The sequence below is a fragment of the Arthrobacter globiformis genome, assembly GCF_003261175.1.
Classification (GTDB): Bacteria; Actinomycetota; Actinomycetes; order Actinomycetales; family Micrococcaceae; genus Arthrobacter; species Arthrobacter globiformis_A.
This window is the reverse complement of sequence record NZ_QLNP01000098.1, coordinates 273,168-294,640: the sequence shown is the minus strand read 5'-3', so window position 1 is coordinate 294,640 and position 21,473 is coordinate 273,168. Positions and strand designations below refer to the sequence as shown.

Sequence of the window (21,473 nt, the reverse complement as noted above, 5' to 3'; positions counted from 1 at the left end):
TTCTATTCACCACCTTCGCGACGCACAATGCGTGCCTTCAACGGGAGCTTGTGGATCGCCAGGCGCAGGGCCTCGCGAGCTACCTCATCACTGACACCGGAGAGTTCAAAGAGAACCCGGCCCGGCTTGACGTTGGCGACCCACCATTCCGGCGAACCCTTACCGGAACCCATGCGGGTTTCGGCAGGCTTCTTGGTCAGCGGACGGTCCGGGTAGATGTTGATCCAGACCTTACCGCCACGCTTGATGTGGCGGGTCATCGCAATACGGGCAGATTCGATCTGACGGTTCGTGACGTATGCCGGGCTCAGGGCCTGGATGCCGTACTCACCGAAGGAGACCTTGGTACCGCCCGTGGCAGCGCCGGAACGACCCGGGTGGTGCTGCTTACGGTGCTTGACTCGACGTGGGATAAGCATTTAAGCCTGTCCTCCTTCTGCTGCCTGTGCCGGAGCTGCTGCCTCGGCTGCCGGAGCTGCAGCAGCAGGTGCTGCGTCGGCTGCCGGACGGTCGGTACGACGACGGCGGTCACCACGGTCAGCGCCACCCGGGCGGCCCGGACGGTCGCCGGAACGGCCCCGGGACGGAGCAGCAGCTGCCTGCTGAGCCAGTTCCTTGGAGGTGACGTCGCCCTTGTAGATCCAGACCTTCACGCCGATGCGGCCGAAGGTGGTCTTGGCTTCGTAGAAGCCGTAGTCGATGTTCGCGCGGAGGGTGTGCAGGGGCACACGGCCTTCGCGGTAGAACTCCGAGCGGGACATTTCTGCGCCACCCAGACGGCCCGAGCAAGCGATACGGATACCCTTGGCACCGGCACGCTGTGCGGACTGCATGGCCTTCTTCATCGCACGGCGGAAAGCCACGCGGGAAGTCAGCTGCTCTGCAACACCCTGGGCAACAAGCTGGGCTTCCATCTCGGGGTTCTTGACCTCGAGGATGTTCAGCTGAACCTGCTTGCCGGTGAGCTTTTCGAGCTCGCCGCGGATGCGGTCTGCCTCGGCGCCGCGGCGGCCGATGACGATGCCCGGACGTGCCGTGTGGATGTCCACGCGGACACGGTCGCGGGTGCGCTCGATCTCAACCTTGGCGATGCCGGCGCGCTCCATGCCCGTGGACATGAGCTGGCGGATACGGATGTCTTCGCGAACGAAGTCCTTGTACCGCTGGCCGGACTTGGTGCTGTCAGCGAACCAGTGCGATACGTGATCGGTGGTGATGCCGAGTCGGAACCCGTGCGGGTTTACTTTCTGTCCCACTTAGCGAGCCTCCTCTTTCTCCGGGGTAGCGACTACCACGGTGATGTGGCTGGTGCGCTTCTTGATCTGAAATGCACGACCCTGAGCACGCGGCTGGAACCGCTTCATGGTCGGGCCTTCATCAACAAACGCTTCGCTGATGATGAGGTCACCTTCGTCGAACGCAACACCGTCACGGTCCGCGAGGACCCGGGCGTTGGAGATTGCCGACTGAACTACCTTGAATACCGGCTCCGAAGCTGCCTGGGGGGCAAACTTCAGAATTGCCAGAGCCTCGTTCGCTTGCTTACCACGAACAAGGTTGACGACGCGCCGGGCCTTCATAGGCGTTACGCGGATGTGGCGCGCAATTGCCTTGGCTTCCATTGCTTTCCTTCTCTCGTCTTTGACGTAAGTGCAGGCGCCTAGCGGCGCTTGCCCTTACGGTCGTCCTTGACATGGCCGCGGAATGTCCGCGTAGGAGCGAATTCGCCGAGCTTGTGCCCGACCATCGACTCGGTGACAAACACCGGGATGTGCTTGCGTCCGTCGTGCACGGCGATCGTGTGCCCGAGCATGTCGGGGATGATCATCGAGCGGCGGGACCAGGTCTTGATGACGTTCTTGGTGCCCTTTTCGTTTTCCCTGTCCACCTTCACAAAGAGGTGCTGGTCAACGAAAGGACCTTTTTTCAGGCTGCGTGGCATGTGTCCAGGCTCCTATCGCTTGTTCTTGCCAGTACGACGGCGACGAACAATAAGCTTGTCGCTCTCTTTGTTGGGGCGGCGGGTACGGCCTTCAGGCTTACCGTTCGGGTTGACCGGGTGACGACCACCGGAGGTCTTACCTTCACCACCACCGTGCGGGTGGTCAACCGGGTTCATGGCGACACCACGGACGGTCGGGCGAACGCCCTTCCACCGCATACGGCCGGCCTTGCCCCAGTTGATGTTCGACTGCTCGGCGTTGCCGACCTCGCCGATCGTGGCGCGGCAGCGCACGTCAACGTTGCGGATTTCGCCGGAGGGCAGACGCAGCTGGGCGAAACGGCCTTCCTTGGCGACGAGCTGAACAGAAGCACCGGCGGAACGGGCCATCTTGGCACCGCCGCCCGGGCGCAGCTCAACCGCGTGGATAACCGTACCCACGGGGATGTTGCGCAGGGGCAGGTTGTTGCCAGGCTTGATGTCAGCGTCCGCGCCGGCTTCCACGAAGTCGCCCTGGGAGAGCTTGTTCGGGGCGATGATGTAACGCTTGGTGCCATCAACGTAGTGCAGGAGGGCGATGCGAGCCGTGCGGTTCGGATCGTACTCGATTTCGGCAACGCGGGCGTTGACGCCGTCCTTGTCGTGGCGACGGAAGTCGATCAGACGGTACTGGCGCTTGTGGCCACCACCCTTGTGACGGGTCGTGATCTTACCGGTGTTGTTACGGCCACCCTTTTTGGGCAGCGGACGTACCAACGACTTTTCCGGCGTCGACCGCGTGATTTCAGTGAAGTCCGCTACGCTCGAGCCGCGACGGCCCGGGGTAGTCGGCTTGTATTTACGGATTCCCATAATTCATTTCCTCGTTAAAGTGGTCTCCGCTACGCGAGCGGACCGCCGAAGATGTCGATCGTGCCTTCTTTGAGGGTCACAATGGCACGCTTGGTGTTCTTGCGGGTTCCCCAGCCGAATTTGGTGCGCTTGCGCTTACCGGCACGGTTGATGGTGTTGATCGATTCGACCTTGACGGAGAAGATCTTCTCCACGGCCAGCTTGATCTCGGTCTTGTTCGAGCGGGGGTCCACCAGGAAGGTGTACTTGCCCTCGTCGATCAGGCCGTAGCTCTTTTCCGAGACGACGGGTGCAAGCACGACGTCGCGCGGGTCTTTGATGGTGGCTGCGCTCACTTGGCATCCTCCTCGTTCTTTGCAGCCTTGTCAGCAACGAATGCTTCATAGGCAGCCTTGGTGAAGACTACGTCGTCAGAAACGAGAACGTCGTAGGTGTTCAGCTGGTCTGCGTACAGAACGTGAACTTCCTCGAGGTTGCGCACGGACAGTGCAGCAACATCGTTGGCGCGCTCAATGACAACGAGCAGGTTCTTGCGCTCGGAGACGCCGCGCAGCGTTGCCAGTGCTTCCTTGGAGGACGGCTTGTCGCCGGCAACCACATCAGCAATAACGTGGATGCGTCCGTTACGGGCGCGGTCAGACAGTGCGCCGCGAAGTGCAGCAGCAATCATCTTCTTGGGGGTGCGCTGGCTGTAGTCACGCGGGGTGGGACCGTGGACAACGCCACCACCGGTCATGTGAGGAGCACGGATCGAACCCTGACGGGCGCGGCCGGTACCCTTCTGCTTGAACGGCTTGCGGCCTGCACCGGAAACTTCGGCGCGGGTCTTGGTCTTGTGGGTACCCTGGCGAGCAGCAGCGAGCTGTGCAACGACGACCTGGTGCAGCAGCGGCACGTTGGTCTGAACGTCGAAGATCTCTGCAGGCAGGTCAACCTTGACAGTGCTAGTCATTTAACTAGGCTCCCTTCACGGCGGTGCGTACGAGTACGACCTGGCCGCGGGCGCCGGGGACGGCACCCTTGATCAGGAGCAGCGACTTCTCGACGTCAACCGCGTGAACAGTGAGGTTCAGCGTGGTGTGACGAACGGCGCCCATGCGGCCGGCCATTTTCATGCCCTTGAAGACGCGGCTCGGGGTGGATGCTCCACCGATAGAACCGGGCTTACGGTGGTTCTTGTGGGCACCGTGGGAAGCTCCAACGCCGTGGAAGCCGTGACGCTTCATAACACCGGCGAAGCCCTTACCCTTGGTGGTGCCTACGACGTCGATCTTCTGGCCGGCTTCGAAGACCTCTACAGAGAGCTCCTGGCCCAGCTCGTACTCAGCAGCATCTGCGGTACGGAGTTCGACGACGTGACGGCGAGGCGTGACGCCTGCCTTTTCAAAGTGACCAGCCAGCGGCTTGGTGACCTTGCGGGGATCGATCTGGCCGTAGCCGATCTGAACGGCGACGTAGCCATCAACTTCTGCGTTACGCAGCTGGGTGATGACGTTTGAGTCAGCCTGGACAACAGTGACGGGGATGAGCTTGTTGTTCTCGTCCCAGACCTGGGTCATGCCGAGCTTCGTGCCCAGCAGGCCCTTTACGTTACGGGTTGCGGTCATAGTCTCTCAGCACCTCCCTACAGCTTGATTTCGATGTTCACGTCGGCCGGCAGGTCGAGACGCATGAGCGAGTCAACAGCCTTGGGCGTGGGGTCGATGATGTCGATCAGACGCTTGTGCGTGCGCATTTCAAAGTGCTCGCGGCTGTCCTTGTACTTGTGGGGAGAGCGGATAACGCAGTACACGTTCTTCTCCGTCGGCAGCGGCACGGGGCCGACTACCGTTGCGCCTGCGCGCGTGACCGTCTCAACGATCTTCCGTGCTGAAACGTCAATGACCTCGTGGTCGTATGACTTCAGCCGGATGCGGATTTTTTGTCCCGCCATGTCGCCTGACTCTCTTTCAGTAAGTGCTGCTCTGTTTACTTGCGTGTTGCATGTGGCTGCCGAAGCATTTGAAGTCTTAACTACCACCCGCCGCACAAGCTGAATCCGGATGAATCCGGGTTCCTCAACCTGCCGACGTAACCGACCCCCGCGGTCGGGCGTGTCGCGCTGTGCAAAACGCACGAGCCCGCATTTCCTTGGGGGGTGGGTTATGTTTGGGCTTCAACCTGGACCCTGACACCCGGCATTATCCGGATCGGGACGCGAAAAAGCGCTTGAACAACTCATCTAGTATGCCGGAATTTGTCCGAGGAAGCGAATCGAGCCCCGGATGGCGCATTACCGGCCCGCACTCCCCTCCCCCTTGAACGCAGCGGCGGCTGGATGGACCGCGCTACGGCTGGGCACTTCGCGGAGTATGCGGCAGCCGCCGGAACGGGGCTCGGCGACCGGGTGGCGCAATGGCTAACACTCAACGAACCCGTCTCCGTCACACTGAACGGCTACGCACTCGGCGTCCACGCGCCCGACCGCGACCTGCTGTTCAACGCGCTGCCCTCGGTCCATCACCAGCTGCTCGGCCACGGACGATACCCCACCACATGCTTCGGGTTGCCGGTGGCGGCGGACCATCTAAGCATCCTGCTGCGGGAGCCTAGGACAGGTATGGGGCGCCTTGCCGGCCGTGTACATCACCGAGAGCGGCGCAAGCTTTCCGGAGCCCGAGAATGTCACCGGTCCCACAGCGGACTCAAAGCGCATCGAATATCTGGCCCGCCACTTGGACCAGGCAGCGAGGTCCGCGGGCGCGCCTACTGGTTCTTGTTCGCCCGGTTGATCCGCTTGGCGCGTTCAATCTCGTGGCGGAAGTGCTTCTTCGCCCAAACAACGCCCACCACCACGGCGGCAACCACCAGCAGGAATATAAGCCAACCCATGATGTTCCTCTCTCTCGCGAGCACTAACCCTATCAGGCCGGCCCGCTGCCCACTGACGGGAACTGCGGATACAAAAACAGCCCCGCTGCGAGTAGCAGCGGGGCTGTTTTCGAACATCACGTCAGGCCGTCAGCCGGCCTTCCGATCCGCAATCAGCAAGAGTTACTTGATGATCTTGGTGACACGTCCCGAACCAACGGTGCGGCCGCCTTCACGGATAGCGAAGCCGAGGCCCTCTTCCATAGCGATCGGCTGGATGAGCGCAACGGTCATCTCAGTGTTGTCGCCGGGCATAACCATTTCCGTGCCTTCCGGCAGGGTGATAACGCCGGTTACGTCCGTGGTACGGAAGTAGAACTGCGGGCGGTAGTTCGAGTAGAACGGGTTGTGACGTCCGCCTTCGTCCTTGGAAAGGATGTAGACGTTGGCCTCGAAGTCGGTGTGCGGGGTGATGGAACCCGGCTTGACGACAACCTGGCCACGCTCGACGTCGTCACGCTTCAGACCGCGGAGCAGCAGGCCACAGTTCTCGCCGGCCCATGCTTCGTCGAGCTGCTTGTGGAACATCTCGATACCGGTAACCGTGGTCTTCTGGACCGGGCGGATACCGACGATCTCGACCTCAGAGTTGATGGCGAGGGTACCGCGCTCGGCGCGGCCCGTCACAACGGTGCCACGACCGGTGATGGTGAAGACATCTTCGATCGGCATCAGGAACGGCTTGTCACGGTCACGTACGGGGTCCGGAACGGACTCGTCGACAGCAGCCATCAGGTCCTCAACGGACTTGACCCACTCCGGGTCGCCTTCCAGAGCCTTCAGGCCGGAAACGCGGACAACCGGTGCTTCGTCGCCGTCGAAGCCCTGCGAGCTCAGGAGCTCACGAACTTCCATTTCGACGAGGTCGAGGAGTTCCTCGTCGTCAACCATGTCTGCCTTGTTCAGCGCGACCAGCAGGTAGGGAACACCAACCTGGCGGGCGAGCAGAACGTGCTCGCGGGTCTGGGCCATCGGACCGTCAGTAGCGGCAACCACGAGGATTGCGCCGTCCATCTGAGCAGCACCGGTGATCATGTTCTTGATGTAGTCAGCGTGACCCGGAGCGTCTACGTGTGCGTAGTGGCGCTTCTCGGTCTGGTACTCAACGTGGGAGATGTTGATGGTAATGCCGCGCTGACGCTCTTCGGGAGCAGAGTCGATCGACGCGAAGTCACGCTTCTCGTTGAGAGTCGGGTACTTGTCGTACAGCACCTTGGAAATGGCGGCCGTCAACGTCGTCTTACCGTGGTCAACGTGACCAATGGTACCGATGTTAACGTGCGGCTTAGTCCGCTCGAACTTTGCCTTTGCCACAGGTTCCTCCTAGAACGTTTTTCAAATGGCTTACCTTCAACCGCGCTTATCGCGGCAGAAACTCCAGTAAGTCTACTTGGGGGCTTTGGATTGGTGAAATTTCAGATTCAGGAACTAATACTAGTGCCTAGAGCCTGTTCGTGCTGATGGCCGGAACCGGGCCGGAACCAGTGTTCCGGCCATCCGCACTAGGTGTGTTCCGCAGGGGAAACCCACCCGGTTTTTCGCAGCTTGTCGCGTGGACAGTCCTAAGGACTACTCGCCGCGGGACTTCTGGATGATCTCGTCGGCAACTGCCTTCGGGACCTCGGCGTAGCTGTTGAACGTCATGGAGTACACAGCGCGGCCCTGGGTCTTTGAACGCAGATCACCGATGTAGCCGAACATGCCGGACAGCGGGACGTGCGCGCGGACAACCTTGACGCCCTGGGCATCCTCCATGGACTGCATCTGGCCACGGCGGGAGTTGAGGTCACCGATAACTTCACCCATGTATTCCTCAGGGGTGCGGACCTCGACATCCATCAGCGGTTCGAGCAGAACAGGGTTCGCCTTGCGTGCGGCTTCCTTGAAAGCCATACGGCCGGCGATCTTGAACGCCATTTCCGACGAGTCAACATCGTGGTACGCGCCGTCAATCAGCGTGGCCTTGATGCCGACAACCGGGTAACCGGCCAGGACGCCGTCGTTCAGTGCATCCTGGATACCGGCGTCAACCGAGGGGATGTACTCGCGCGGAACGCGGCCACCGGTGACCTTGTTCTCGAACTCGTACAGCTCACCTTCGGAGGTGTCCATCGGCTCGATCGCAATCTGGATCTTTGCGAACTGGCCGGAACCACCGGTCTGCTTCTTGTGCGTGTAGTCGTGACGCTCAACAGCACGCTTGATGGTTTCGCGGTAAGCAACCTGCGGCTTGCCAACGTTGGCCTCGACCTTGAACTCGCGGCGCATGCGGTCCACCAGGATGTCCAGGTGAAGCTCGCCCATGCCGGCGATGATGGTCTGGCCGGTGTCTTCGTTGAGGGAGACCTGGAAGGTCGGGTCCTCAGCGGAGAGCTTCTGGATGGCCGTGGAGAGCTTCTCCTGGTCACCCTTGGTGTTGGGCTCGATGGCAACCGAGATCACGGGCTCCGGGAAGCTCATGGACTCGAGAACGATCTGGTTGCTGGAGTCGCACAGGGTGTCGCCCGTGGTGGTGTCCTTCAGACCGATGGCTGCGTAGATGTGGCCCGCGGTAGCGCCGTCAACCGGCATTTCCTTGTTGGCGTGCATCTGGAACAGCTTGCCGATGCGCTCCTTCTTGCCCTTGGTGGAGTTGACCACCTGTGCGCCTGCTTCCACGTGACCGGAGTACACGCGGATGAAGGTGAGCTGGCCGAAGAACGGGTGCGCAGCAATCTTGAAGGCCAGTGCAGAGAACGGCTCTTCGGAAGAAGGCTTGCGGGTCAGTTCCTTCTCTTCGTCGCGGGGATCGTGACCGATCATCGGCGGGACGTCGAGCGGGTTCGGCAGGTAGTCGACAACAGCATCGAGCATCGGCTGAACGCCACGGTTCTTGAACGCGGAACCACAGAACACCGGGTAGATCTCGGAATTGATCGTCATCTTGCGGATGCCGGCCTTGAGCTCATCGATGGTGATTTCTTCACCTTCGAGGTACTTCTCCATGAGTTCTTCGGAGGCCTCTGCGACGGCTTCCACGAGGTTTGCGCGGTATTCCTCGGCCTTGGCCTTGAGGTCTTCCGGGATCTCGCGGATTTCGTACTTGGCGCCCATGGTGACGTCACCCTTGGCATCGCCAGGCCATACGAGTGAACGCATGTACAGCAGGTCGACGACGCCGATGAAGTCGTTCTCGGCACCGATCGGCAGCTGCATGACCAGCGGCTTGGCACCGAGGCGGCTGATGATGGTGTCCACGGTGAAGTAGAAGTCAGCGCCCAGCTTGTCCATCTTGTTGACGAAGCAGATACGCGGAACGTTGTACTTGTCAGCCTGACGCCAAACGGTCTCAGACTGCGGCTCAACGCCTTCCTTGCCATCGAAGACGGCAACTGCACCGTCGAGGACGCGCAGGGAGCGCTCAACCTCAACCGTGAAGTCCACGTGGCCCGGGGTGTCAATGATGTTGATCTGGTTGTTCTCCCAGAAGCAGGTCACGGCGGCAGACGTGATGGTGATGCCGCGCTCCTTCTCCTGTTCCATCCAGTCGGTGGTCGAAGCGCCGTCGTGCGTTTCGCCGATCTTGTGGTTCACACCTGTGTAGAACAGGATGCGCTCGGTGGTGGTGGTCTTGCCGGCATCGATGTGGGCCATGATGCCGATGTTGCGGACCTTACTAAGGTCTGTAAGCACGTCCTGTGCCACGGTGTCTCCCTTTCGGATGGACTACGCGTTCGCCGCCGGCTCGTCTGAGCCGGCGGCGTACGGGAAGTTTTACCAGCGGTAGTGGGCGAAGGCCTTGTTGGACTCGGCCATCTTGTGGGTGTCTTCGCGACGCTTCACAGCGGCACCGAGACCGTTGGAGGCATCCAGGATTTCGTTCTGGAGGCGCTCGGTCATCGTCTTTTCGCGGCGGGCCTTGGAGTAGCCGACCAGCCAACGCAGGGCGAGTGCGGTGGAGCGGCCCGGCTTGACCTCAACCGGAACCTGGTAGGTGGCGCCACCGACACGGCGGGAGCGGACCTCGAGGGAAGGCTTGACGTTGTCCATGGCCTTCTTGAGGGCTGCAACGGGGTCGCCGCCGGACTTCGCGCGGGCACCTTCGAGGGCGCCGTAAACGATGCGCTCAGCGGTGGACTTCTTACCGTCAACCAGCACCTTGTTGATCAGCTGGGTAACCAGCGGGGAGCCGTAAACGGGATCTGATACGAGCGGCCGCTTCGGGGCCGGACCCTTGCGAGGCATATTACTTCTTCTCCATCTTTGCGCCGTAGCGGCTGCGCGCCTGCTTACGGTTCTTCACACCCTGGGTATCGAGGGCACCACGAACGATCTTGTAGCGGACACCGGGAAGGTCCTTCACACGACCACCACGAACGAGCACGATGGAGTGCTCCTGGAGGTTGTGGCCAACACCGGGGATGTAGGCGGTTACTTCGATACCACCGTTGAGGCGCACACGTGCAACCTTACGCAGAGCCGAGTTCGGCTTCTTCGGGGTGGTGGTGTAAACGCGGGTGCAAACACCGCGGCGCATCGGGCTGCCGTTCAGCGCGGGTGCCTTGGTCTTTTTGACCTTAGGCGTGCGGCCCTTGCGGACCAGCTGGTTAATCGTAGGCACTTTCGTGTTCTCCGTTGGTTGATCTCTGCCCCGCGCCAGGCGACAGCCTGTGTTGCGTGAGAGCTTTGGCGTTGTCCCTGCGGCTTCGGATCCTAAACGGTCCGTGGGCGTGCAAAAGTGCGGCATTCGTTGCGCACGTAGCCCGCAACCCGGAAACAGGCTCCACCCAACATCATGAGAACAAAACCGAAATGATGCTGCGGCGGCCTTCATCCACTGCCACACAGAACAATTACACAAAGTCTAGCATGGCTTGATCTGGAGGCTTAATCGGGTGTAAGGCGCAAACGGGGAAGGACCCCGCACTCAGTGAGTGCGGGGTCCTTCCTTTGTGGAGCGACTAACTCTTAGCGGAAGTCGTTTCCGAGGTCGTAGTCATCCAGCGGGATGGCGTGGAACTCAGGAGCCCCGTCGCCGCCCAGCGTGTCGTAGGAGAAATCGCTGAATGCGCTCGGGCCGGTGAACAGGTTGGCCTTTGCTTCTTCAGTCGGTTCCACCGTGATCTCGGTGTAGCGCGGGAGGCCCGTGCCGGCCGGGATCAGCTTACCGATGATGACGTTCTCCTTGAGGCCGAGCAGCGGGTCGCTCTTGCCTTCCATGGCCGCCTGCGTCAGGACGCGGGTGGTCTCCTGGAAGGAAGCTGCGGACAGCCAGGACTCGGTGGCCAGCGACGCCTTGGTGATACCCATGAGCTCGGGACGTCCGGAAGCCGGAGTCTTGCCCTCGGATACAACGCGGCGGTTGGCGTCCTCGAACCGGCTGCGCTCGGCTAGCTCACCCGGGAGCAGGTCGGAGTCGCCGGATTCGATGACCGTGACGCGGCGCAGCATCTGGCGGACGATGACTTCCACGTGCTTGTCGTGGATGCCAATGCCCTGGCTGCGGTACACGCCCTGCACTTCGTCCACGAGGAACTTCTGTGCGGCACGCGGGCCCATGATGCGCAGGACCTGCTTCGGGTCGACCGGACCGTTGATGAGCTTCTGGCCCACCGTGACGTGCTGGCCGTCTTCGATCAGAAGGCGCGACCGGCGCAGGACCGGGTAGGCGATCTCTTCGGAACCGTCGTCCGGAGTGATCACCAGACGCATCTGGCGCTCGGATTCCTCGATGGTGATGCGGCCGGCTGCTTCCGCAATCGGCGCCACACCCTTCGGGGTACGGGCTTCGAAGAGCTCCTGGATACGGGGCAGACCCTGGGTGATGTCGTCGCCACCGCTGGCGGAAACAGCACCACCGGTGTGGAACGTACGCATGGTCAGCTGGGTACCGGGCTCACCGATCGACTGAGCGGCGATGATGCCGACAGCCTCTCCGATGTCCACGGTCTTGCCGGTGGCCAGCGAACGGCCGTAGCACAGGGCGCAGGTGCCGACGCTGGACTCACAGGTGAGTACAGAGCGGACCTTGACCTCGGTGATGCCGGCTGCGAACAGCTCAGCGATCACGACGTCGCCGCAGTCGGTACCGCCGGCAGCCAGGACGTTGCCCTTGGAGTCAACGACGTCCACGGCAAGCGTACGGGCGTAGGCGCTGTTCTCGACGTTCTCGTCCAGTGTCAGCTCACCGTTGGCGTCAGCCACGGCGATCGGGGTGACAAGGCCGCGCTCGGTGCCGCAGTCCTCTTCACGGACAATGACGTCCTGCGAAACGTCCACCAGACGACGGGTCAGGTAACCCGAGTTGGCGGTACGCAGCGCGGTGTCGGCAAGACCCTTACGTGCACCGTGCGTCGCGATGAAGTACTCCAGCACCGACAGGCCCTCACGGTAGGAGGACTTGATCGGACGCGGGATGATTTCACCCTTCGGGTTGGCCACCAGGCCACGGATACCCGCGATCTGACGGACCTGCATCCAGTTACCACGTGCACCGGAGGACACCATGCGGTTGATGGTGTTCATCGGCGAGAGGCTGTCGCGCATGACCTGGGCGATCTCGTTGGTCGCCTTGTTCCAGATCTCGATCAGTTCCTGGCGACGCTCGTCGTCGTCGATCAGGCCCTTGTCGTACTGTCCCTGGATCTTGGCGGCGCGCTCCTCGTAACCGGCGAGGATGGCCGGCTTCTCCTCCGGCACCTCGATGTCGGAGATGGCGACGGTGACGCCCGAGCGGGTGGCCCAGTAGAAACCGGCGTCCTTGAGGTTGTCCAGCGTTGCGGCAGTGACGACCTTCGGGTAGCGCTCCGCGAGGTCGTTGACGATCCGCGAGAGTTCGCCCTTGTCGGCTACAGCCTCAACCCACGGGTAGTCCTCGGGCAGGGTCTCGTTGAAGAGAACCTGGCCCAGGGAGGTGTCCACCAGTGCGGGCTGACCCGGCTCCCAGCCTTCCGGAGCTTCCCAGCCGGCGTAAGGAACAAAGCCCTCAAGACGGATCTTGACCTGGGAGTTCAGGTGCAGCTCGTGGGCGTCGAACGCCATGATGGCCTCGGAGACCGAGCCGAAGATACGGCCTTCACCGGCTGAACCCACACGCTTGGTGGTCAGGTGGTAGAGGCCGATGATCATATCCTGCGAAGGCAGGGTCACCGGACGGCCGTCGGACGGCTTCAGGATGTTGTTGGAAGACAGCATCAGGATGCGTGCCTCAGCCTGGGCTTCGGGGCTCAGCGGCAGGTGGACTGCCATCTGGTCGCCGTCGAAGTCAGCGTTGAACGCGCCACAAACCAGCGGGTGAAGCTGGATGGCCTTGCCTTCAACAAGCTGCGGCTCGAATGCCTGGATACCGAGGCGGTGCAGGGTAGGTGCACGGTTGAGCAGCACCGGGTGTTCGGTGATGATCTCTTCCAGCACGTCCCAGACCTGCGGACGGTAACGCTCGACCATGCGCTTGGCCGACTTGATGTTCTGGGCGTGGTTGAGGTCAACCAGGCGCTTCATCACGAACGGCTTGAAGAGCTCCAGTGCCATCTGCTTGGGCAGGCCACACTGGTGCAGCTTCAGCTGCGGGCCGACGACGATGACCGAACGGCCGGAGTAGTCGACGCGCTTGCCGAGCAGGTTCTGGCGGAAACGGCCCTGCTTGCCCTTGAGCATGTCGCTCAGGGACTTCAGCGGACGGTTGCCCGGTCCGGTGACCGGACGGCCGCGGCGGCCGTTGTCGAAGAGGCTGTCAACAGCTTCCTGAAGCATGCGCTTCTCGTTGTTGACGATGATCTCCGGAGCACCCAGGTCAAGCAGTCGCTTGAGTCGGTTGTTGCGGTTGATCACGCGGCGGTAGAGGTCGTTGAGGTCGGAGGTCGCGAAGCGGCCACCGTCCAGCTGGACCATCGGGCGCAGTTCCGGCGGGATCACCGGGACGGCGTCCAGCACCATGCCGAGCGGGCTGTTGTTGGTGGTCAGGAACGCGTTGACCACCTTCAGGCGCTTCAGGGCGCGGGTCTTGCGCTGGCCCTTGCCGTTGGCGATGATGTCGCGCAGGTTGTCGGACTCGGCCTGCATGTCGAAGTTCTCAAGACGCTTCTTGATGGCCTCGGCACCCATGGAGCCCTCGAAGTACATGCCGTAGCGGTCACGCAGTTCGCGGTACAGGCCCTCGTCACCTTCGAGGTCAGCGACCTTCAGGTTCTTGAAGCGGTCCCAGACCTGCTCGAGGCGCTCGATCTCTGCGTCGGCGCGCTTGCGGACGTTCGCCATCTGGCGGTCGGCCGAGTCGCGTGCCTTCTTCTTGTCGGCAGCCTTGGCACCCTCACCCTCGAGACGGGCAAGCTCGTTCTCAAGGTCGCGGGCGATCGCGGCGATGTCCGAGTCGCGGTTGTCGATCAGCTGCTTCTTCTCGACGTCATGCTCAACCTGCAGGTTGGGCAGTTCCGCGTGGCGGTTTTCTTCGTCGACGCTGGTGATCATGTAGGCAGCGAAGTAGATGACCTTTTCGAGGTCCTTCGGAGCCAGGTCAAGGAGGTAGCCCAGGCGGGACGGAACACCCTTGAAGTACCAGATGTGGGTTACGGGAGCGGCCAGTTCGATGTGGCCCATGCGCTCACGGCGCACCTTGGCACGGGTGACCTCAACGCCACACCGCTCACAGATGATGCCCTTGAAGCGCACGCGCTTGTACTTGCCGCAGTAGCATTCCCAGTCGCGGGACGGGCCGAAGATCTTCTCGCAGAAGAGGCCGTCCTTCTCGGGCTTGAGCGTGCGGTAGTTGATGGTTTCCGGCTTCTTAACCTCGCCGTACGACCAGCCGCGGATGTCTTCCGCGGTGGCGAGGCCGATCTGCATGAGGCCGAAGGAGGATTCGCTGGACATATGGTCCCTGTTCTCTCTTGTTCTCTAAATTCTGAAGTCTTGCTTGCGGGGAGAGGGAGGAGGACGACGGCGGACGGCCCGCCCGCCGTCGTCGGACTCCTTAGACCTCTTCTACGGAGCTGGGCTCTGCACGAGACAGATCGATGCCCAGTTCTTCCGCAGCCGTGAAGACTGCGTCATCAGAGTCACGCATTTCAATTGTGGTTCCGTCGGTGGAAAGTACTTCCACGTTCAGGCACAGCGACTGCATTTCCTTGATCAACACCTTGAAGGATTCGGGAACACCCGGCTCAGGGATGTTCTCGCCCTTGACGATCGCCTCGTAGACCTTCACGCGGCCGTGAATGTCATCGGACTTGATCGTGAGCAGTTCCTGGAGCGTGTAGGCGGCGCCGTAAGCTTCGAGCGCCCACACTTCCATTTCACCGAAGCGCTGGCCACCGAACTGTGCCTTACCACCCAGCGGCTGCTGCGTGATCATCGAGTACGGGCCGGTGGAGCGGGCGTGGATCTTGTCGTCCACCAGGTGGTGGAGCTTCAGGATGTACATGTAGCCGACCGAGATCGGATCCGGGAACGGCTCGCCGGAGCGGCCGTCGAACAGGCGCGTCTTGCCCGAGGAGTCAATCAGGCGGTCACCGTCGCGGGTCACGTTGGTGGAGTCGAGCAGGCCCGTGATTTCTTCTTCGCGGGCGCCGTCGAAGACCGGCGTTGCAACAGTGGTCTGGCCACTCTCGCGCGGCAGGTTCGGCAGCTGCTTGGCCCACTCCGGTTCGCCTTCGATCTTCCAGCCCGTCTTGGCCACCCAGCCGAGGTGCGTTTCCAGCACCTGGCCGACGTTCATACGGCCCGGAACACCCAGCGGGTTCAGGACGATATCAACGGGGGTACCGTCGGCAAGGAAGGGCATGTCCTCGATCGGCAGGATCTTGGAAATAACACCCTTGTTGCCGTGACGGCCGGCGAGCTTGTCGCCGTCGGTGATCTTGCGCTTGGCAGCCACGTAGACGCGGACCAGCTGGTTGACGCCCGGGGGCAGTTCGTCGTCGTTGTCGCGGTCGAAGACGCGGACGCCGATGACGGTGCCGGACTCGCCGTGCGGAACCTTCAGGGACGTGTCGCGCACTTCGCGGGACTTCTCGCCGAAGATGGCGCGGAGCAGGCGCTCTTCCGGGGTCAGCTCGGTTTCACCCTTCGGGGTGACCTTTCCGACCAGGATGTCGCCGGCTTCAACCTCGGCACCGATGTGGATGATGCCGCGCTCGTCCAGGCCTGCCAGGACTTCCTCGGACACGTTGGGGATGTCACGGGTGATTTCCTCGGCACCAAGCTTGGTGTCGCGGGCATCGATCTCGTGCTCCTCGATGTGGATGGAGGAAAGGACGTCCTCGGCAACGATGCGCTGCGAGAGGATGATGGCGTCCTCGAAGTTGTGGCCTTCCCATGACATGAACGCCACGAGCAGGTTCTTACCGAGGGCGAGCTCGCCCTGGTCCGTTGCCGGGCCGTCGGCGATGATGCCGCCAACTTCCAGGCGCTGGCCTTCGTTCACCAGGACACGGTTGTTGTAGCAGTTGCCCTGGTTGGAGCGAGCGAACTTGTTGATGCGGTAGTTGGTTTCCGTGCCGTCGTCGTTGAGCATGATGACGAGCTCGGCGGAGACCTCGGTAACCACACCGGCCTTCTTGGCGATGGTGACGTCACCGGCATCGACGGCTGCTGCACGTTCCATGCCGGTACCCACGAACGGGGCCTCGGAACGGACCAGCGGCACAGCCTGGCGCTGCATGTTGGCACCCATGAGTGCACGGTTGGCGTCGTCGTGCTCGAGGAACGGGATCAGTGCGGTTGCCACGGACACCATCTGGCGCGGGGAGACGTCCATGAACTGCACGTCAGCGGCGGGAACGAGCACGGGCTCGCCTCCACCACCGCGGGCACGGACCAGGACGGTCTCTTCAGCGAAGCTCTTGTTCTCGTCGAGCGGAGCGTTGGCCTGTGCGATCAGGACCTCTGCCTCGTCGTCGGCCGTCAGGTACTGGACGTCGTCAGAAACGACGCCGTCCTTGACCAGGCGGTACGGCGTCTCGATGAAACCGAACGGGTTGATGCGGCCGTAGGACGCCAGCGAACCGATCAGACCAATGTTCGGGCCTTCAGGGGTTTCGATGGGGCACATACGTCCGTAGTGGGACGGGTGGACGTCTCGGACTTCCATGCCTGCACGGTCACGGGACAGACCGCCAGGGCCCAGCGCCGACAGACGGCGCTTGTGGGTCAGACCCGAGAGCGGGTTGTTCTGGTCCATGAACTGGGACAGCTGGGAGGTTCCGAAGAACTCCTTGATGGCTGCCACCACGGGACGGATGTTGATCAGGGTCTGCGGCGTGATTGCCTCGACGTCCTGCGTGGTCATGCGTTCGCGGACGACGCGCTCCATGCGGGACAGGCCGGTGCGGACCTGGTTCTCAATGAGCTCGCCGACGGCGCGGATGCGGCGGTTGCCGAAGTGGTCGATGTCGTCGATCTCGACGCGCAGCTCGTGGTCTTCGCCATCGCGCTTGCCCATGAGGGTCTTCTCGCCGGCGTGCAGCGCGACGAGGAACTTGATCATGGCGACGATGTCTTCAACGTGCAGGACCGAAGCTTCCTTGTCACCAAGGGAGCGGTCGATGCCAAGCTTGCGGTTGATCTTGTAGCGGCCAACCTTGGCCAGATCGTAGCGCTTGGAGTTGAAGTACAGGTTGTCCAGCAGGGACTGGGCAGCCTCGACTGTGGGCGGCTCGCCCGGACGCAGCTTGCGGTAGATATCCAGCAGGGCGTCTTCGCGGGTTTCGGTGGCGTCCTTCTCCAGCGTTGCACGCATGGAGTCGTACTGGCCGAACTCCTCGAGGATCTGGCCTTCGGTCCAGCCGAGGGCCTTCAGCAGCACCGTGACCGACTGCTTGCGCTTGCGGTCGAGGCGCACGCCGACCTGGTCGCGCTTGTCGATCTCGAGCTCGAACCAGGCGCCGCGGGACGGGATGATCTTTGCGGTAAAGATGTCCTTGTCGCTGGTCTTGTCAGCGGCGCGCTCAAAGTAGGCGCCCGGGGAACGGACCAGCTGGGAAACGACGACACGCTCGGTGCCGTTGACGACGAAGGTGCCCTTCTCGGTCATCAGCGGGAAGTCACCCATGAACACGGTCTGCTGCTTGATTTCGCCCGTGTTGTTGTTCATGAATTCGGCCTTGACGTACAGCGGTGCCGAGTACGTAGCGTCCCGGTCCTTGCATTCAGCCATGGTGTACTTCGGATCAGCGAACTCCGGATCGGAGAAGCTCAGGGACATGGTGCCCTGGAAGTCCTCGATCGGGGAGATCTCTTCGAAGATGTCGGAAAGACCAGAGGTGGTGGCGACGCTCAGGTCGCCTTCTTCGACGGCCTTCGCAACGCGGGCCTGCCAGCGTTCATTTCCGACCAGCCAGTCGAAGCTGTCCGTCTGCAGGGCAAGCAGATTCGGAACGTCAAGAGGTTCGTGAATCTTTGCGAATGAGAGCCGGCGAGTCGCACCATCGGTGCTTGCCGTGTTAGCGGTTTCGTTATTAGAGGTGCTCGAGGCGACCAAGAGGGATCCTTCCACAGACCTTCAGGCGTTTTCAGATCTCCCCCGCTTTCACCCTGCGAAGTGACTCCGCAGTGCTACCATCCGGTTCCGCTATATGACCCGGGACCTGGTTCTGCCCATGCTGGTGACGTTGTTCACGGCACATTGATGGAGCAGCTAACAGGCTAAGCCCACCGCTATATGAAGGCTGAAGGTAAACAGGGAAGACGCAAATATCTACGATACGGCAAAATTCCACGCGTGTCTACCCCACTTGCCAACAGAATGCAAGCACCGTTGCCACGGGCACCTAACCGGAATGCGCCCAGCTTCCCCAGCGTTTGAATGGATAGGTGACCGGGCTCACGATACCCTTAGGCCAACCATTGACCAAAGATCGGAAGAGAACAACCATGAGCAATTCCGCGGACAACAGCGATGTTGTCATCCTGTCCGGCGCGCGCACCCCGCAGGGCCGGCTGAACGGGCAACTGGCAAGCTTCACCGCCGTCGAGCTCGGGGCGCACGCCATCAAGGCGGCCATCGCGGCAAGCGGATTGGAAGCCGATCGGGTGGACGCCGTCATCATGGGCCAGGTCCTGCAAGCCGGGGCGGGCCAGAACCCGGCACGCCAGAGCGCCATCGGCGCGGGCATCGGCTGGAACGTCCCCACGGTGACCATCAACAAGGTCTGCCTCTCCGGACTTACCGCTGTGATCGACGCGGCGCGGCTGATCCGTGCCGGCGACGCCACCATCGTCGTCGCCGGCGGCCAGGAATCAATGACGCGGGCTCCGCACGTCCTACCGGGCTCCCGCCAGGGCTGGAATTACGGCACCGTCCAGGCGCTGGACGTTGCGGCTCACGACGGCCTGACCGATGCGTTCGACGGCCAGTCGATGGGCCTTTCCACCGAATCCAAGAACCTTACGTTGGGCATTGACCGGACCGCGCAGGACAACGTGGCCGCCCACTCGCACCAGCGCGCCGCGATCGCTTCGAAGAACGGCGTGTTCGACGACGAGATCTCACCGATCAGCGTCAAGCAGCGGAAGGGTGATCCCGTGGTGGTCTCTACGGATGAGGGCGTCCGGCCGGACACCACCGTCGAATCCCTGGCCGGGCTGCGGGCCGCCTTCGTCACGGACGGCACCATCACGGCCGGCAACTCCTCTCCCCTGTCCGACGGCGCCTCCGCCCTGGTCCTGACCTCGCGCAGGTTCGCGGAGGAGAACGGCCTGGAGTACCTGGCCGTGGTGGGCAAGCCCGGGCAGGTGGCGGGGCCGGACAATTCCCTGCACTCGCAGCCTTCCAACGCCATCGGGCAAGCTTTGGACCGCGCCGGCTGGAGCACTTCCGACCTGGACTTCATCGAGATCAACGAAGCATTCGGTTCAGTGGCCGTGCAGTCCCTCAAGGATCTGGACTACCCGCTGGAGCAGTGCAACATCCACGGCGGCGCCATCGCGCTGGGACACCCGATCGGCGCCTCCGGTGCCCGGCTGGCACTCCACGCTGCGCATGAGCTGAAGCGCCGCGGCCAGGGCAAGGCGGCAGTATCGCTCTGCGGAGGCGGCGGGCAAGGCGAGGCCCTCCTGCTGTTCCGCGACTGATGAACGCTGTTCCGGCGTCGGGCAGGGAGCGTTTCCTATCCGACGCCGCCGCGCGCGGCCTGAACGTCCAGCTCGTCGAACGGCTGGCCGCCCACAGCCTCGAGGAGGCGGCCGCGATCCTTGGCATCAGCCCGGCGGACATTGTGAAGTCCCTCGTGGTCAAGCACAAGGACGGCAGCTTCCTCTTCGCCCTGATCCCGGGCGACCGCCAGATCTCCTGGCCTAAGCTGCGCAGCCTGGTGGGCGTCAACAAGCTCTCGCTGCCGGCGGCGGATGTGGCCCTGGCGGCGACCGGCTATGAGCGTGGCACCATCACGCCCCTGGGCAGCACCACGGCATGGCCTGTCTACGCGGACCGGACCATCGCGGGCAAGCGGATTTCCATGGGCGCGGGCCAGCACGGCTACAGCGCCTTCGTCGATGCCGATGCCCTGGTCTCCGCCCTCGGCGCCGTGCTCGCGGACATCAGCGAACCCAACCGTTAAACGCAGGAATCCCCGCCCACCGGAGTGGACGGGGATTCCTGAGAAAGCAGTGTTACTTGACGGTAACGGTGGCGCCAGCTTCTTCGAGCTGAGCCTTTGCCTTCTCGGCAGCTTCCTTGGTGGCGCCTTCGAGAACAGCCTTGGGAGCGCTGTCAACCAGGTCCTTGGCTTCCTTGAGGCCCAGGGAGGTGATGGCGCGAACTTCCTTGATCACTGCGATCTTCTTGTCGCCAGCAGCTTCGAGAACGACGTCGAATTCGGTCTTCTCTTCGGCTTCCTCAGCGGCAGCGCCACCGGCGGGGCCGGCAACAGCTACAGCAGCAGCGGTAACTTCGAAGGTCTCTTCGAAGAGCTTGACGAACTCGGAGAGCTCGATGATGGTCAGTTCCTTGAAAGCTTCAATGAGCTCTTCGTTGCTGAGCTTCGCCATGGTGTGGCGTCCTTCCTATAAAGGTGGCCGGGGCTTGATGCCGTTCCGATCCACCGGAGTCTTTTTGGGAGAGAGAATTAGTTCTCTTCGGCAGCGGCTTCGGCCGGAGCCTCAGCTGCGGCTTCTGCGTCAGCCTCTGCGGCAGGAGCTTCTTCAGCGGCGGGAGCTTCGGCTTCAGCCGGAGCACCGTTCTCTTCTTCAAGCTTGAGGCGCAGTGCGTCGATGATGCGTGCAGCAGCGGCAGCAGGTGCCTTGAGGATGCCTGCAACCTTGGCGAGCTGCAGCTCGCGGGACTCGAGTGCTGCCAGGGCAGCAACTTCGCTGGCGTTCAGTGCCTTGCCTTCGAAGTAACCGGTCTTGATGACCAGCTGCTTGTTAGCCTTGGCAAAATCCGTCAGGCTCTTGGCAGCTGCAACTGCGTCACCCTTGATGAACGCGATTGCAGTGGGGCCGGCGAGCTGGCCGTCGAATGCTTCGACACCAGCTTCCTTGGCTGCAATGGCGGTCAGGGTGTTCTTGACGACCGCGAACTTGGTGTCCTGGCCGAGAGAAACACGCAGCTGCTTGAGCTGTGCAACGGTGAGCCCACGGTATTCGGTCAGGACAGCGGCGTTCGATTCCTTGAAATCGTTAGTGATCTCAGCTACTGCTGAAACCTTGGTAGGCGTTGCCATAACCCTCCTTCCGGGGATAGTGCCGGTATTCCGGGTCCCCGCTCAGGTGAGCTAAAACTAAAAACGCCCCGCGCAGATGCACGGGGCTTGGCTCAACGCTGTTCAAACAGCGGAACTTTGCTTCGTTCACCTGC

The 21,473-nt window shown here is 62.1% G+C and carries 20 protein-coding genes and 1 pseudogene; 3 read left to right on the top strand and 18 right to left on the bottom strand.

The genetic code is table 11. The features are described 5' to 3' along the window. Positions 1-2 precede the first annotated feature (2 nt). The 9 genes from rplP to rpsJ are packed head-to-tail and all read right to left on the bottom strand — an operon-like array spanning position 3 to position 4,727. Positions 3-419, bottom strand: coding sequence for a 50S ribosomal protein L16 (gene rplP, locus DBZ45_RS17930; RefSeq protein WP_102973688.1), 417 nt, complete (start codon positions 417-419; stop codon positions 3-5). Next, a complete protein-coding gene (gene rpsC, locus DBZ45_RS17925; protein ID WP_111905195.1) occupies positions 420-1,256 on the bottom strand; it encodes a 30S ribosomal protein S3 in 837 nt (278 codons plus the stop codon). It abuts the gene before it with no gap. Further along, entirely contained in the window at positions 1,257-1,622 is a 366-nt protein-coding gene (gene rplV, locus DBZ45_RS17920; RefSeq protein WP_003803798.1) for a 50S ribosomal protein L22, read from the bottom strand. A gap of 38 nt (positions 1,623-1,660) precedes the next feature. Then, complete coding sequence (gene rpsS, locus DBZ45_RS17915) at positions 1,661-1,942, bottom strand: 30S ribosomal protein S19 (protein WP_011692805.1); 282 nt, start codon at positions 1,940-1,942, stop codon at positions 1,661-1,663. 12 nt (positions 1,943-1,954) lie between these two features. Further along, positions 1,955-2,794 carry a 50S ribosomal protein L2 gene (gene rplB / locus DBZ45_RS17910; protein WP_111905194.1) on the bottom strand — a complete coding sequence of 280 codons (840 nt, stop codon included), beginning with the start codon at positions 2,792-2,794 and terminating at the stop codon, positions 1,955-1,957. Between the two features lie 29 nt (positions 2,795-2,823). Then, on the bottom strand, positions 2,824-3,129 hold the full coding sequence (rplW, locus tag DBZ45_RS17905) for a 50S ribosomal protein L23 (RefSeq protein WP_011692807.1): 306 nt from the start codon (positions 3,127-3,129) through the stop codon (positions 2,824-2,826). Beyond that, positions 3,126-3,746 (bottom strand): 50S ribosomal protein L4, encoded by a 621-nt coding sequence (gene rplD / locus DBZ45_RS17900; protein ID WP_111905193.1) that lies wholly within the window; start codon positions 3,744-3,746, stop codon positions 3,126-3,128. The genes rplW and rplD overlap by 4 nt, the downstream gene beginning before the upstream one ends. Positions 3,747-3,750: 4 nt before the next feature. Next, positions 3,751-4,401: a 50S ribosomal protein L3 gene (rplC, locus tag DBZ45_RS17895; RefSeq protein ID WP_102973689.1), complete on the bottom strand. Its 651-nt coding sequence runs from the start codon at positions 4,399-4,401 to the stop codon at positions 3,751-3,753. A gap of 17 nt (positions 4,402-4,418) precedes the next feature. Continuing rightward, entirely contained in the window at positions 4,419-4,727 is a 309-nt protein-coding gene (gene rpsJ / locus DBZ45_RS17890; RefSeq protein WP_003803825.1) for a 30S ribosomal protein S10, read from the bottom strand. A 351-nt stretch (positions 4,728-5,078) separates the two neighbouring features. On the opposite strand from rpsJ, the pseudogene DBZ45_RS23830 reads away from it, so the two are divergent. Beyond that, positions 5,079-5,315: pseudogene (locus DBZ45_RS23830) on the top strand (family 1 glycosylhydrolase); the annotation flags it as partial. A gap of 224 nt (positions 5,316-5,539) precedes the next feature. Here DBZ45_RS23830 and DBZ45_RS23420 read toward each other — a convergent pair. The 7 genes from DBZ45_RS23420 to rpoB all read right to left on the bottom strand — a co-directional run bounded on the left by DBZ45_RS23420 (position 5,540) and on the right by rpoB (position 18,158). Continuing rightward, positions 5,540-5,665 (bottom strand): hypothetical protein, encoded by a 126-nt coding sequence (locus tag DBZ45_RS23420; protein WP_262982871.1) that lies wholly within the window; start codon positions 5,663-5,665, stop codon positions 5,540-5,542. A gap of 162 nt (positions 5,666-5,827) precedes the next feature. Then, positions 5,828-7,018 (bottom strand): elongation factor Tu, encoded by a 1,191-nt coding sequence (tuf, locus tag DBZ45_RS17880; protein WP_003803827.1) that lies wholly within the window; start codon positions 7,016-7,018, stop codon positions 5,828-5,830. Positions 7,019-7,273: 255 nt separating this feature from the next. Continuing rightward, positions 7,274-9,388, bottom strand: a complete 2,115-nt coding sequence (fusA, locus tag DBZ45_RS17875) for an elongation factor G (RefSeq protein ID WP_111905192.1) — start codon at positions 9,386-9,388, stop codon at positions 7,274-7,276. A 69-nt stretch (positions 9,389-9,457) separates the two neighbouring features. Beyond that, positions 9,458-9,928: a 30S ribosomal protein S7 gene (gene rpsG, locus DBZ45_RS17870; protein ID WP_003803829.1), complete on the bottom strand. Its 471-nt coding sequence runs from the start codon at positions 9,926-9,928 to the stop codon at positions 9,458-9,460. Position 9,929: 1 nt separating this feature from the next. Continuing rightward, complete coding sequence (gene rpsL, locus DBZ45_RS17865; RefSeq protein ID WP_018773658.1) at positions 9,930-10,304, bottom strand: 30S ribosomal protein S12; 375 nt, start codon at positions 10,302-10,304, stop codon at positions 9,930-9,932. Positions 10,305-10,651: 347 nt separating this feature from the next. Then, positions 10,652-14,551 (bottom strand): DNA-directed RNA polymerase subunit beta', encoded by a 3,900-nt coding sequence (locus tag DBZ45_RS17860; protein WP_111905191.1) that lies wholly within the window; start codon positions 14,549-14,551, stop codon positions 10,652-10,654. 100 nt (positions 14,552-14,651) lie between these two features. After that, the gene (gene rpoB / locus DBZ45_RS17855) at positions 14,652-18,158 is read right to left on the bottom strand and encodes a DNA-directed RNA polymerase subunit beta (RefSeq protein WP_111905190.1); all 3,507 of its coding nucleotides are present in this window, start codon (positions 18,156-18,158) and stop codon (positions 14,652-14,654) included. 392 nt (positions 18,159-18,550) lie between these two features. Between rpoB and DBZ45_RS17850 the strand changes: the two genes are divergently transcribed. Together DBZ45_RS17850 and DBZ45_RS17845 are read left to right on the top strand one after the other, a co-directional pair. Next, on the top strand, positions 18,551-19,750 hold the full coding sequence (locus tag DBZ45_RS17850; RefSeq protein ID WP_111905189.1) for an acetyl-CoA C-acetyltransferase: 1,200 nt from the start codon (positions 18,551-18,553) through the stop codon (positions 19,748-19,750). Beyond that, positions 19,750-20,235 carry an aminoacyl-tRNA deacylase gene (locus DBZ45_RS17845; protein ID WP_111905188.1) on the top strand — a complete coding sequence of 162 codons (486 nt, stop codon included), beginning with the start codon at positions 19,750-19,752 and terminating at the stop codon, positions 20,233-20,235. The genes DBZ45_RS17850 and DBZ45_RS17845 overlap by 1 nt, the downstream gene beginning before the upstream one ends. 52 nt (positions 20,236-20,287) lie before the next feature. Here DBZ45_RS17845 and rplL read toward each other — a convergent pair whose 3' ends face one another. Both rplL and rplJ read right to left on the bottom strand, forming a co-directional pair. Next, positions 20,288-20,665, bottom strand: coding sequence for a 50S ribosomal protein L7/L12 (gene rplL, locus DBZ45_RS17840; protein ID WP_111905187.1), 378 nt, complete (start codon positions 20,663-20,665; stop codon positions 20,288-20,290). A 77-nt stretch (positions 20,666-20,742) separates the two neighbouring features. Next, complete coding sequence (gene rplJ, locus DBZ45_RS17835; protein ID WP_111905186.1) at positions 20,743-21,339, bottom strand: 50S ribosomal protein L10; 597 nt, start codon at positions 21,337-21,339, stop codon at positions 20,743-20,745. Between the last annotated feature and the right edge of the window lie 134 nt (positions 21,340-21,473).

Bases quoted from the DNA above. Each gene is read 5' to 3' on its own strand.
- rpsJ (WP_003803825.1), bottom strand. From the start codon at position 4,727: ATGGCGGGACAAAAAATCCGCATCCGGCTGAAGTCATACGACCACGAG.
- rplC (WP_102973689.1), bottom strand. From the start codon at position 4,401: ATGACCGCAACCCGTAACGTAAAGGGCCTGCTGGGCACGAAGCTCGGC.
- DBZ45_RS17850 (WP_111905189.1), top strand. From the start codon at position 18,551: ATGAGCAATTCCGCGGACAACAGCGATGTTGTCATCCTGTCCGGCGCG.
- rplV (WP_003803798.1), bottom strand. From the start codon at position 1,622: ATGGAAGCCAAGGCAATTGCGCGCCACATCCGCGTAACGCCTATGAAG.
- rplJ (WP_111905186.1), bottom strand. From the start codon at position 21,339: ATGGCAACGCCTACCAAGGTTTCAGCAGTAGCTGAGATCACTAACGAT.
- DBZ45_RS17845 (WP_111905188.1), top strand. From the start codon at position 19,750: ATGAACGCTGTTCCGGCGTCGGGCAGGGAGCGTTTCCTATCCGACGCC.
- rpsS (WP_011692805.1), bottom strand. From the start codon at position 1,942: ATGCCACGCAGCCTGAAAAAAGGTCCTTTCGTTGACCAGCACCTCTTT.
- rpsG (WP_003803829.1), bottom strand. From the start codon at position 9,928: ATGCCTCGCAAGGGTCCGGCCCCGAAGCGGCCGCTCGTATCAGATCCC.
- rplL (WP_111905187.1), bottom strand. From the start codon at position 20,665: ATGGCGAAGCTCAGCAACGAAGAGCTCATTGAAGCTTTCAAGGAACTG.
- rplD (WP_111905193.1), bottom strand. From the start codon at position 3,746: ATGACTAGCACTGTCAAGGTTGACCTGCCTGCAGAGATCTTCGACGTT.
- rplP (WP_102973688.1), bottom strand. From the start codon at position 419: ATGCTTATCCCACGTCGAGTCAAGCACCGTAAGCAGCACCACCCGGGT.
- DBZ45_RS17860 (WP_111905191.1), bottom strand. From the start codon at position 14,551: ATGTCCAGCGAATCCTCCTTCGGCCTCATGCAGATCGGCCTCGCCACC.
- DBZ45_RS23420 (WP_262982871.1), bottom strand. From the start codon at position 5,665: ATGGGTTGGCTTATATTCCTGCTGGTGGTTGCCGCCGTGGTGGTGGGC.
- rplB (WP_111905194.1), bottom strand. From the start codon at position 2,794: ATGGGAATCCGTAAATACAAGCCGACTACCCCGGGCCGTCGCGGCTCG.